The organism is Moorena producens PAL-8-15-08-1 (assembly GCF_001767235.1).
Taxonomy (GTDB): Bacteria; Cyanobacteriota; Cyanobacteriia; order Cyanobacteriales; family Coleofasciculaceae; genus Moorena; species Moorena producens_A.
Genome location: NZ_CP017599.1, coordinates 4,374,922 through 4,387,847, shown reverse-complemented (window position 1 = coordinate 4,387,847; position 12,926 = coordinate 4,374,922). Strand labels below are relative to the sequence as shown.

At 43.0% G+C, this 12,926-nt stretch carries 6 protein-coding genes; all 6 read left to right on the top strand.

Translation table 11 applies throughout. The annotated features are described in order from the left end of the window. The first annotated feature begins 153 nt into the window (after positions 1-153). The 6 genes from BJP34_RS16230 (at position 154) to BJP34_RS16205 (ending at position 12,921) form a co-directional block, all read left to right on the top strand. Positions 154-7,716 carry a non-ribosomal peptide synthetase gene (locus BJP34_RS16230; RefSeq protein ID WP_158517254.1) on the top strand — a complete coding sequence of 2,521 codons (7,563 nt, stop codon included), beginning with the start codon at positions 154-156 and terminating at the stop codon, positions 7,714-7,716. 161 nt (positions 7,717-7,877) lie between these two features. Then, a complete protein-coding gene (locus BJP34_RS16225) occupies positions 7,878-8,711 on the top strand; it encodes a hypothetical protein (RefSeq protein ID WP_070393236.1) in 834 nt (277 codons plus the stop codon). 129 nt (positions 8,712-8,840) lie between these two features. Then, positions 8,841-11,093 carry a Rieske 2Fe-2S domain-containing protein gene (locus tag BJP34_RS16220; protein WP_070393235.1) on the top strand — a complete coding sequence of 751 codons (2,253 nt, stop codon included), beginning with the start codon at positions 8,841-8,843 and terminating at the stop codon, positions 11,091-11,093. A 97-nt stretch (positions 11,094-11,190) separates the two neighbouring features. Next, positions 11,191-11,787, top strand: a complete 597-nt coding sequence (locus BJP34_RS16215) for a bacilysin biosynthesis protein BacA (RefSeq protein ID WP_070393234.1) — start codon at positions 11,191-11,193, stop codon at positions 11,785-11,787. 89 nt (positions 11,788-11,876) lie between these two features. Continuing rightward, positions 11,877-12,140, top strand: coding sequence for a four helix bundle protein (locus BJP34_RS16210; RefSeq protein WP_229424395.1), 264 nt, complete (start codon positions 11,877-11,879; stop codon positions 12,138-12,140). Between the two features lie 130 nt (positions 12,141-12,270). Continuing rightward, positions 12,271-12,921: a cupin domain-containing protein gene (locus BJP34_RS16205; protein ID WP_070393233.1), complete on the top strand. Its 651-nt coding sequence runs from the start codon at positions 12,271-12,273 to the stop codon at positions 12,919-12,921. Positions 12,922-12,926 lie beyond the last annotated feature (5 nt).

Below are 12,926 nucleotides of genomic sequence, written 5' to 3'. Positions count from 1 at the left end.
ACTTACTATGATACAGTAATAAGTTACTCTCTCATCACCTGATACTGCGTTAAATCTAAAAATAAAGTTTTGTAAATTTTAGTTTTACTGTAGCTAAATAGGTATATAGTGTAAAGTTGGATATGCTAAATTTTATGTATGGACAAAAAGATAATGCAGTCCCATCATCTGAAGTTGGCAATCGCGGCTACGTTTACGAGCGAACCCATAGAACAATCTCTATATTTTTGGAGTAAAAAATTAGATTGGCGACTACAAATTAAGTTTGCTCCATACAACCAAGTTTTCCAAGAACTGCTGAACCCAAGTAGTCTCTTAAGCACCAACCAAGACGGAATCAATATCATTCTGCTCAGGTTAGAGGATTGGCAAAATCATCAAAATACATTGATAGCGACCGTAGAAGGCTCAGAAAAAGAAGCAATACTTGATTCATTCCCTTGCCATAGACTTCCAAATAACATAGAAATTGCTCACTTAAATCGCTACGAAACTGAGTATCTCTATCAAGAAATTTTTATTGACAAAGCCTATTTAAAACATGGCATTAACCTAAATGATGACGCTTGTGTGATTGACATCGGGGCGAACATCGGATTGTTTACCTTATTTGTGCAATATCAATGTCCTCAAGCCAAAATTTATAGTTTTGAACCAGCAATTCATGCTTTTGAAAGATTACAAGCCAATAGTAAGATATATTGTAAAGACGCAACGGTTTTAAACTGTGGATTAGGCAATCAAAATCAAGAAGCAACCTTCACATTTTATCCTAATTCGTCGGTATTTTCCAGTTTTAACGCCGATACAACCCAAGATGAAAAAGCCCTGAGGGCAATTATTCTAAATATGTTGCGGCGATACAATTCTCTAGAGGAAGTAGCACTTAATCAAGTCGCCGATGAATTTCTCGCGGGAAGACTGGAACAGCAAACCTATAAGGCTCAGTTACGCACCCTTTCTAGTATTATTGATGACTATAATATTGAGCAAATTGATTTACTGAAACTGGATGCTGAAAAAAGTGAATTAAGCATTCTCGAAGGAATTGAAGCACAACACTGGTCGAGAATTCAGCAAATTGTGATGGAAGTACACGACCAAGGCGGAAATACCCTCGGTTGTGTGACTCAATTGCTGAAGGATAAAGGGTTTGAATTTGTTGTTGAAGAAGAAACCTTGCTAGAAGGGTCTGGCTTATACAATATTTATGCGACTCGTCCAGGTCAGCAATCTTCCCCACCAAGGACATTGAGCAAAAATGAAACTCAGATGGAACAGAACGTCCGGGAACTGGGAGAAGCCCTGAAAACTGCTGTTGAACGTTCCACAACTCCCCACTTGGTTTGTCTGTGTCCAACCCCTAACCGCAACGATGGGGAACTTTCCTTCTATCGGAGACTCGAACAACAATTAATCTCAGAATTAAAAGGAATCAGCAGCTTACATTGGTTGACCGCTTCAGAATTAGCCACAACCTATCCAGTTGCCGATTATGCAGCACCTGATGGCAACGGTCATATCCCTTATACCCCGAGTTTTTTTGCCGCCCTGGGTACAGGAATTGTCCGCAAGCTACAGGCTATTATTAGTAATCCCTACAAGGTGATTGTTCTCGACTGTGATCATACCCTGTGGAAAGGGGTTTGTGGAGAAGATGGGGCGACCGGGGTAGAAATTGATCAATCTCGTCAGGCATTGCAGTCATTCATTGTTAGCCAGCAGCAAGCCGGAAAACTGATCTGTCTTTGTAGCAAAAATAATGAAGAAGATGTCTTCGCAGTTTTCAATCATCATGATCAGATGCCGCTACAACGCCATCACCTCGTTTCTTGGCGGATTAACTGGCAACCCAAATCTCAAAACCTCAAAGCCTTAGCTACCGAACTCAATTTAGGTCTTGATAGCTTTATCTTTATTGACGATAACCCCGTGGAATGTATGGAGGTAAGGGCAAACTGTCCGCAAGTCTTGACGTTGCAACTCCCTCCAGAAGATGACCACATTCCTTCATTCTTGCAGCATATTTGGGCCTTTGACCAACTGCAAGTGACTCAAGCCGATCAGCAACGGAATAAATCATATCAACAAAATGTTCAACGGCAGCGTTTTCAGGAAAAATCTCTAACTTTTAAGGATTTTTTAGCTGGACTCCAGTTAGACGTTGACATTTCTCCCATGAAACCCCAGCAACTCCCAAGGGTTGCACAACTAACCCAACGCACAAATCAATTTAATTTAACCACAATCCGACGCTCAGAAGCAGAGATTCAACAATTATGTAACGCCAAGGGTTTAGAAGCTAGGGTAGTACACGTTAAAGACCGCTTCGGGGATTATGGTTTGGTGGGGTTACTGCTGTTTCAAAGCCAGTCAGATGCGATCGCATCTGATAGTTTCTTACTCAGTTGTCGAGTGCTCGGTCGTGGTGTCGAACATCAAATGTTAGCCCAATTGGGTAAAATTGCCCAACAACGGGGATTAAATTGGGTGGAAGTGAATTATCAACTCACTGCCAAAAATCAACCAGCCCTAGATTTTTTGGAGAGTGTGGCGGCATCATTTAAGCAGGAAAATGCCGGAAAAATACGGTTTAAATTGCCGACTGCAGTAGCAACAACTATCACCTTTAATCCCAGTCAGATTCCGTCGAAGCCCGTAGAAACAGAATCGATTAAAAATAAGAATCATAACCCTCAAAAGTTAGTCTCCAATATTCCCTTTGAAGAAATTGCTAATACCCTGTACAATCCCGAACAGATTATCAAGCAAATTCAAGCTAATTTTTCTCGTAACCGTCCACAGATAGAGACTCCATTTATTGCGCCCAGGACTGCCTTGGAACAATGGGTGGCTCAACTATTTTCTGAAGTACTAAACCTAAACCAGGTGGGAATTGAAGATGATTTTTTGGAACTGGGTGGAGACTCAATACGCGGTGCAATTTTAATCAATCAGCTCCAGAATAAACTGAATGAAATTATTCATTTTGTGGTTTTGCTTGAGCAGAAAACGGTAGCTAAACTAACTGCCTATCTAGAACAGCATTATCCCGAATCTCTTACCAAACTATTGGGAGAAAATGCCTCTGTCAAGACGGCAATTAAACCCGTGCCTCGGCAAAAAATACCAGGACAGACATCCTTTCCTCTATCCTTCCCTCAGCAACGGTTGTGGTTTTTGGTTCAACTAGAACCAAACAGTCCGTTCTACAATGTGCTTGAAGCTGTCACCCTTGAAGGTCAGTTGAATGTGACGGTACTTGAACGAAGTCTCAATGAAATTATTCGCCGCCATGAAATCCTGCGAACCACGTTTAAAACTGTCAATGGCGTACCTCGCCAGGCGATCGCACCAACGTTAACGTTGAAGCTGTCCGTGATCGACTTGCAGAATGTTACTGAACAATCGGCTATAGTCGAACAGAAAGTCCGGGAAGAGCAACTCCAAGCCTTTGACTTAGAACAAAGTCCGTTACTGCGGGCAACTTTGCTAAAGTTAGGCTCCCAATCTCACATCCTGCTGCTGGCAATGCACCACATTATTGTCGATGGTTGGTCTCTAGGTGTGTTGATTGAAGAGTTGTCTAAGCTTTATCCAGCTTTGTTAACGGACTCCCCCTCGACCTTGCCAGAGCTACCCATCCAATATGCTGATTTTACTATTTGGCAGCGGCAGTGGTTAAAAGGCGATCGCTTTGAGCAACAACTCAATTACTGGAAACAACAGTTAGCTGATGCACCGCCGTTGTTAGAATTGCCCACAGACAGACCCCGCCCGCCCGTACAAACCTTCCGGGGTCGGAGTATTTCCTTTGAACTCAACTCAGACTTAACGGCAAAACTGAAAACCCTCAGCCAACAGTCGGGGGCGACATTGTTTATGACGTTGTTGGCGGCTTTGACAACATTACTCTACCGTTACAGTGGTCAAGAGGATGTTTTGGTGGGAACCCCCATCGCCAACCGAAATCACCAGGAACTAGAACCATTAATTGGTTTCTTTGTCAATACCCTAGTGATGCGCACGCGACTAGAGTCAAATCCCATGTTTACTGAACTGTTGACTCAAGTGCGACAAGTAGCCTTATCAGCTTATGCTAATCAGGACGTGCCGTTTGAGCAATTAGTAGATGAGTTACAAATTGAACGGAGTTTAAGCCATTCGCCCCTATTTCAGGTGATGTTTGCCCTCCAAAACGCCCCGATGAAGCCGTTGTCAATGCCAGGATTGACCATTGCCCCCTTCCCAGTGGAAAATCTACGAGCCAAATTTGACCTTACTCTGATGCTGTGGGAAGTTGAAACACCCCAGGGCATCTCACTTCAAGGGTTCTGGCAATATAATAGCGACTTGTTTGACAGCGATCGCATTACCCGGATGGTGGGGCATTTCCAGACCTTGTTAGGGGGAATTGTTGCTGACCCAGAACAAAGAATTGGTGAGTTACCGTTATTGACGGCAGCAGAACGGCATCAGTTATTAGTGGAATGGAACGATACAAAGCGTCCCTATCCAGACGACCAATGTATTCACCAGTTATTTGAGGCGCAAGTCAAGAAAACCCCTAATGCGATCGCTGTTGTTTACGAATCCCAAACCCTAACTTACCAAGAATTAAACCAGCGGGCAAATCAATTAGCTCATTATCTCGAAAGCTTGGGAGTCACAACAGAAACTTTAGTCGGGATTTGTATCGAGCGATCGCTCGATATGATAGTGGGACTGCTAGGTATTCTCAAAGCAGGTGGTGCTTACGTTCCCCTTGATCCAGACTATCCTCAAGACCGGATAGCCTATATATTGTCAGATTCCCAGGTGCCATTGTTGATTACTCAGTCTAGATTGCTAGCCAAATTACCCGATTTTTCTGGAACGGTACATCAGACCCAGATAGTTTGCTTAGATAAGGACTGGCAAGTGATCGGCACTTACACTAACGACAACCTTGAAAGTCAAGTCAAACCCACTTCCTTGGCTTATCTGATATACACCTCGGGTTCTACAGGAAAGCCTAAAGGTGTAGCAGTAATCCAGCAAGCCATCAGTCGTTTAGTGTTTGAGAGCAACTACGTGGAGTTGCAGGCTTCGGACTGTATTGCCCAAGCAAATAATATATCTTTTGATGCTGCTACCTTTGAAATTTGGGGAGCCTTGCTGCACGGGGCTCAACTAGTAGGGATTACTAAAGCAGTGATGCTTTCACCGGAAGAATTAGCAACACAGCTGCGCGAGCAAAAAATCACTATTTTGTTTGTGACTACAGCCCTATTCAATCAGTTGGTAAGTGTGGTGCCAGATATATTCAAGCATCTGCGCACTATGTTGTTCGGAGGTGAAGCGGTTGACCCCTCATGGGTAGCAGAAGTACTGAAAAAAGGAGCGCCACAGCGACTGCTACATGTATACGGACCAACTGAAAGTACTACCTTCTCGACCTGGTATTTAGTAAAGTCAGTACCTTTGGGAGCAACAAACCTGCCGATCGGCAGTCCGATATCTAATACCACCATTTACGTCCTCGATCGCCAGCTTGAACCCGTCCCTATTGGAGTACCAGGAGAATTGTATATTGGCGGGGACGGTTTAGCTCGCGGTTACCTAAACCGTCCACAATTAACAGCTTCTAGATTTATTGATAACCCTTTTGGTACTGGTCGTCTCTATAAAACAGGAGACTTGGTGCGTTACTTGCCTGAGGGTAATATCGAATTTAACGGTCGGATCGACAATCAAGTCAAGTTGCGTGGTTTCCGCATTGAACTCGGAGAAATTGAAGCACTCTTAGCCACCCACCCCCAAGTGCGAGAAGCGGTAGTTATACTCCGCGAAGACCAACCGGGCAACAAACGTCTCATAGGCTATGTACTTCCTTTCTTAGAACAACCGACTAGCAGTGCATTGCGCAGCTTCCTGAAAGAAAGACTACCGGAATATATGCTTCCAGCAGCTTTCGTCATTATGGAAGCCTTACCCTTAACCCCTAATGGCAAAGTTGATCGTCGTGCCTTACCTGTACCCGAAATTGAATCACATGCAGAAACAATCGCACCATGTACTGAGAATGAAAGAATATTAGCCAAGATTTGGCAGGATGTCTTAGGACTGCAAAAAGTGGGTATCCATGATAATTTCTTTGAGTTAGGCGGAGATTCGATTATTGGCATTCAAATTATCGCACGGGCTAATCAGGCCAGACTCAAACTTACACCCAAACAACTATTTGCCCATCAAACCATTGCCGAACTAGCAGCCGTCGCAGTCACCACAACTGTAACTCAAGCCGAACAAGGAGTCGTGACTGGGGCGGTTCCCCTGACGCCCATTCAACATTGGTTCTTTGAACAGGATTCACCGGAACCCCATCACTTCAATCAAGCGGTTTTGTTGGAAGTCCCAGCAGATATTCAACCCGAATTCTTACAACAGGCGGTTCAGCAAGTATTCCTCCATCATGATGCCTTGCGGCTACAGTATGTGCAGCAAGATGGAGAATGGCAGCAGCGTCATGGTGATATTGATGCAACGGTACCTTTCCAAGTCGTTGATTTATCGAATCATTCTGCTACCGAACAGCAAAAGGCGATCGCAGACCATGGCAATGCTGAACAACGGGCGATTGATCTGTCTCGAGGCGTGTTAATGCGGGTGATGCTGTTCCCATTGGGAAACCATAACCCTGGACGTTTACTCGTGGTGATTCATCACCTAGCGGTGGATGGTGTATCTTGGCGAATCTTGCTAGAAGACTTATCGATGGCTTATCAACAGTTAGAACACCGAAAAGCGATCGCACTACCCCCTAAAACAACCTCCTTCAAAGAGTGGGCAATTCGTTTACAAGAATATGCCCAAGATTCACAACTCTATTCTGAGTTGGACTATTGGTTGCGTCCTGCAGCACCCATCGTGTCCTTGCCAGTAGATTATCCAGTCGTTGCTGGTGCAAATACTGTAGCCTCCCGTGCCACCGTGTCTCGTACCTTAACCGTAGAACAAACTCGTGCTTTATTACAGGATGTGCCCTCAGCTTACAATACTCAAATTAATGATGTGCTGTTAACAGCGCTCGTACAGAGTTTTGCTCAGTGGACTGGCAGTTCAGTATTCTGGGTGCATCTGGAGGGGCATGGACGAGAGGATTTGTTTACAAGCACTAACTTATCTCGCACAGTTGGCTGGTTTACAAGTCTGTTTCCGGTCTTATTAAATCTCACCGGAATCGATCATCCTGGAGAAGCTCTCAAGTTCATCAAGGAACAACTGCGACAAATTCCACAGCGGGGTATTGGCTATGGTATTTTACGCTATCTCAGTTGCGATGGAGAGGTGCCCAAAAAATTGCGATCGCTTCGAGTTCCAGAAGTCAGCTTTAACTATCTAGGACAGTTTGACCCCACTCAGTTAGCAGCCGGATGGCAATATACTCAAGAGTATAGCGGTGATCTTCACAGTCCTCTTGGGCAACGTAGCCATCTATTGAATGTTAACGGATTAGTCGCGGAAGGTCGATTAAAGCTGGAATGGAACTATAGCCAGAACATTCATCGAACAAGAACAATTGAGGATCTCGCCAATGCTTACATGACAGCTTTAGATGGACTAATTACCCACTGCCTATCCCCAGAAGCAGATGGTTATACCCCTTCTGATTTTCCAGAAATGAATATGAATCAAGCCGAATTAGATGAAATTCTTTCAGAATTAGAATTCTAGAACAATACTTAAAATAATGATGAATTGCAGGTATGATTAGGGAGAGCATCCCAGAGTTGCAAATCAACATTATCTATTAGATATCAGCACCTCAGCTATCAGCTTTTTGGCTGACAGCTGAATGCTGAAAGCTGAATGCTAATTAGAGAGGAACCTCAGTTGTGTCATCCTTAACACAATCATCAGAATCAGTTGTTGATTTATTTAATCCAAGTCGGCAAAATCAACAACAAGCTGCCAAAATATCTTGCATTTCCTATCAAAGTATGTATAGGTCATGTCGAGTGTTGCGGGAGTTTGTCCTTTACTATTTTCCCTTGTATAATCTCTCCATAAACGATTTCTTTAAGTTTTCGCCCATCCTGAGTTTCATTGAAGCTCTGGTGTACGAAATTGATGAAGAAGTAGAGAGAATTCAAAAAAGCGGTTACAACTCCAATCAAGCTTCCCCTTGGAAAGCTAAGGAAAAAATAATTTTGTCGGTGTTAGATGAACATAATCTGCGGCACTTTAAGGTAGAATACTACTTGAATAAGTTAGGGGAATACTTTGAATTAGAAAGCCAATTATTGATGACGAGTCATGTCACTCATACTTTAATTACCCAGGCCGCTGAGTTACGCTCGTCTGACTATCGCGTCCTCCATTGTACCCTACTGAAAATGTTGGGGTTAAATTATAGCCAAGAAGAGTTAAACGAAGAGTTAAGCTTGATGTGGCCCTTGGAAGTCCTGAATGACATTGAAGACGATTTGATGTCATACAAAGAGGATGTAGAGGCTAAACACTACAACACATACCGCATGTTTGTTAAGGTGTATGGAGAAACAGCACCATACTATTTAAAGCAAGATTTGTACTATTACGAACACCTATTTCATCAGCAACTAGAAAAACTTTCGGACGTGAGGAAATCACGATTTGGAAAAGCGTGGGAAGCTTATCGTCTGGATCATCCCGTTCCAGTTGTACCGGAACCCATTCTTGAAAATTAGAATCTATAAGGTCAAGCCAAGCGTCTTTGAAATAAGGATTTGCGGATTTGTATTTCTTTGAAAATGGCAAGATAAAAAAACGCAAAAGCTACTTTGTAAGACCGGCTGTGTAATCCTAAAAGACACCAGATGAATCACCAGAATCCAATAGAAGTCAGTCAGCAATTTGTTGAAATTGGACAACAGCTTTATACCCTGGTGACCAAGGGTAGCACCATCGCTCGCCAGTCCCAGCAAGGCTGGTATCAATTTGTTGCCCGTTTGTTGACGGATGGGACAGCCTTTGAGGGGGTGCAGCGCCCGTTAACAGAAGCTGTAGCACTATACAATCAACACCAAAGTCCAAGGGTTACTCTAGAAACCGTTCAATATTATCTAGTGGCTAAAGTGGTTCGCGCAGTTAAACTAGAACCCGAAGCACTGGCAAATCAGTGGTACTTTATTTGTGATGGGACAGAAATCCCCAACCCCGGTGATTTTATAACCGTTCAGATTTTTCAAGAACCTGTGGTTGTAATCCGTCAAGGGGATGGTTCGATCCAAGTGTTTTTGAATGTTTGTCCCCATCGCCAATGTCTGGTGTTTGAAAGAAACGGTTGCATCAAAGGGGGTAAATCAGAGTTGTGTCCCTATCATGGTTGGGCTTTTAGTGAAGATGGACACTGCACGAATGCACCAGGGGCAAGCCGAGGAGAATTCGGGGAAGATTTTGACCTAAAAGATTACAGTTTACGGTCATTTGAAACTCGCATCGATAGCAACCAAGGGGTATTTGCCAGGTTAATCGCAAATGGAGATGGAGACGAACCCATCACAACCATGCCGCCAGCAGATATCCAGGTCAATGGACAAAATATAGGAGTAGCGATCGCAAACCTTTTACAAGATGTCAGTCCAGGGTATACCGAGGGAATCATCCCATCCCTGCCTGAACCCATTCGCCTCTGGATTAAGATTGGCTATCTCAAGGAGCAACTGAAACACGTGGTTGCTGGTATTGCTCAACGGCAGGGTCTGACTCCTGAAGCCGTTTTGTCATCTGTGAACTTGGAGTTTAACACAGAACCTGACCCCAATCGCGACCTCTTGCTAGAGTCGGTGATGCGGGAACTCCGACAAGCACTTTTGATGGTAGAAGCTGAAACGATATCCTTGAAGCTAGAAGACATTCTCGAGGAAGTCAAACACACTCAGATTTCAGATTTGTTTTTTGGAGTAGAAGCTGATGGATCCTCGTTATCTTCTTCTGAGGCAACGACAGATGAACCCGAGCAAAATAGAAGAATCGCTTTACCCATTTGGACTTATGGGGATTGGGATCTGTTTGCTTTGGAAATAAAGCATTTAATTGCACCGACTTGGCAATTTGTCTGCCACGTTAACGAAATTCCCCAACCCCATCAATATACTTGGCTTGATATTGTGGGCGAACGGGCTTATGTGATTCGGACCGCCAACGGGGATCTGTTTGCCGGTAAACTGAAGCATATTGATGGGCGACAACAGGGGCCTGACTTTGAGGGCCCTAGGGACTATGGTCTAGACCCCATTGATATTGAGGTCTTTTATGGCTTTGTCTTTATCCGGTTGCTGCGACAAGGTCCAAGCCTCAAAGAGATTTGGCATCAACCTGGTTTACTCGACCCCTATAAACTCGAAGAAATGCAACCCATTGGTGGATCGGGTCAGTATGATATTTCCGTGGAAGTGGACTACAAGCTGCTGTGGGAGAACTTCTTAGAAGATTACCACTTCCCGATGATGCACAAAGGATTGACCTTAAGGTTTGGGGTATCGAGTGATTGTGAAGGGATTAATGGCATGATTATCCCCATGCGAGACCCCGCTTCGCCCAAGTTAAACCCAGTTGAACGGAAATATTATGACTGTGCCAAGACCTTAGCACGACATGACTGGGAACGGGAGAAAGAACTCCAGCGGTTCGCCGCAGAACACCAGTTTTTACCAGAAACCTTGTGTTATTCTGCCTTTTGCTCAATGGCCGCCCAAGAAGAAATGCCCATGCCCTTTTCCTTGAGCGTTTTCCCTGAACACGTCCAAACCTTTTCCATCGTGCCTGGGGGACCCCGTGAATCTCGTTTTCATGTTCGCAGTTATGGTCATCGGATGCCACCAAACGCTGCGGAAGCGGACGTGATTAAAGCGGCACAACTGGCAAACATTCAACTCTTAGCAGAATCGTTACAAGAGGATATTCGAGTCAACTACATTACTCAGGATAGTGTATCATCTCAGTTGTTTGAAAAACTGGGGGTTTTCAGTATTGCTGAGTGGGATGTAGCGAAGTTTCAGGAAGCCGTTCAAATGAATATTCCAGTGACTTCTTCACCCCGTAAACCCCCTAAACTTTTGAACTTATGAATATTTCAACATTTTGCACAGGTAACTCAGATTTAGCATCTCTCAAATGTTCTGGGATGCTACAACAAACTAACCTTTAGCTTTTCTTACTCAAATCATGCTGAAGTTCGCCATTGAATTTAATTATTCTCTACCGACTTCTAAAACGTTAGTTGTCGGGACTTTAGGGCCAGCCGGAACGAGTAGTGAAGAGGCACTTGAATATGTCGTTGAGCAATTACAATTAGAAGAACTTTCAATTACCACAAAGTTATTTGATAACTTTAGCCAATTAAAAGAGGCTTTGGTGTCAGAAGACGTCAATCTTGCTCTTGTTCCTCATGCTTACCATAACATTAATGACTTTTATATGGAGCCGAGTTTTGAACTGAGCTTCATTTTTATTTATCCAACACCTAGTTATGGATTAGCTAAGAAGCCAATCAACCAATTTGACATAAATAAGTGTACGATTTTAACTCATCCAGCTCCCTTACCATTGCTCTCTTATCTATTGCCAGATTATGAGCAGCAAAAATCCATTAAAGTTAAGTTAGTAGATTCCACTAGTGTAGCGGCAAAAGAGGTCAGTGAAGGATTAGCAGAACTGGCAATCACGAATGAAAAAGCGGCTAAAAAATACGGCTTAGAGTTTATTAAAACTTATGGTAAAATTGAAATGAGTTGGTCAATTTTTAAAAAAAAGCTCTCCTAGACTAAGTATGATAAATAGATAGGTGAAATGGGGAACAGGGAACAGGGAACAGGGAACAGGGAACAGTTAAGAGATATAACAGGGGTTAAATGGTGGAAATCAAAGACTTTAAAGACCTAATAATTTGGCAAAAAGGCATGGATATTGCCGAAAAATGTTATTTTCTTACTCGACTGTTTCCTAGAGATGAGCTATATGGGATGGTGCAACAAATTAGAAAAAGTGCTGCATCTATACCTGCCAATATATCTGAGGGATATGGACGAAGGTATACGGGAGAATATATCAGATTTTTAAACATAGCTCAAGGGTCAATAAATGAATTAGAAACCCATCTTATTTTAGAAGAGTAGGATTATGTGAGCCAAAGGAGATAGAATCGATTATTAACTTATTAAAAGAGTAAAGTATAATGATTATTTCTATTATTAAAAAGCTAGAAAAATGAAAGCTGTTCCCTGTTCCCTTAACAAATAAAAAAATATGTCAGTATTTTTCCCAATCGGTAAACCGATCAAAGTAAAATCATCTGTAGAGTTATTAGCATTTCAATGTCAGGATACCATTGTGCAACTGGCTGAGATTTGTCCAGGTGCTACCTTCGATTTACACCACCATCAGGAAAGTCAGATGGGTATGGTATTTAATCAAGGTTTGGAAATGAATATAAATGGGGAAAAAGCAATATTGACTCCCTTGCAGGATGTTTATGTGGCGGATGCGAATGTTCCCCATGGTTCGGTTAATACGACCTCAGAAACGGTTCGATGTTTTGATGTCAAGCGTCTAATTCCTGAGGGAAACAAACAGATAGACGATAATGACAACTTTGAGAATAAAATTTTTAAACTTGTATCTACTAAAGATGAAGAAACGGGGTTTGATTGTCAGTGGGGAACCGGTTCGTGGTTTGAGCTCAAAATTACTCAAATTCCCCCAGATGGAAAACTACCTGTCAACCAATCAGTTCGTGATAAAATGGGGATTCTTCTCAATGGTAAACTGGTGATGACTGTCGGAGAAGAAGAGCAAACTTTAGAATACGGAAAAATTTATTACGCACCGACTGAAATTTCCTATAGTGGATACAATCAATCTAACCAAGACGTTTGTTTAATTGAAATTGGGATCTAAATTGG

What these genes read in the sequence shown, in the direction of transcription:
- BJP34_RS16210 (WP_229424395.1), top strand. Translation starts at nt 11,877, where the DNA reads ATGGTGGAAATCAAAGACTTTAAAGACCTAATAATTTGGCAAAAAGGC.
- BJP34_RS16220 (WP_070393235.1), top strand. Translation starts at nt 8,841, where the DNA reads ATGAATCACCAGAATCCAATAGAAGTCAGTCAGCAATTTGTTGAAATT.
- BJP34_RS16205 (WP_070393233.1), top strand. Translation starts at nt 12,271, where the DNA reads ATGTCAGTATTTTTCCCAATCGGTAAACCGATCAAAGTAAAATCATCT.
- BJP34_RS16215 (WP_070393234.1), top strand. Translation starts at nt 11,191, where the DNA reads ATGCTGAAGTTCGCCATTGAATTTAATTATTCTCTACCGACTTCTAAA.
- BJP34_RS16230 (WP_158517254.1), top strand. Translation starts at nt 154, where the DNA reads ATGCAGTCCCATCATCTGAAGTTGGCAATCGCGGCTACGTTTACGAGC.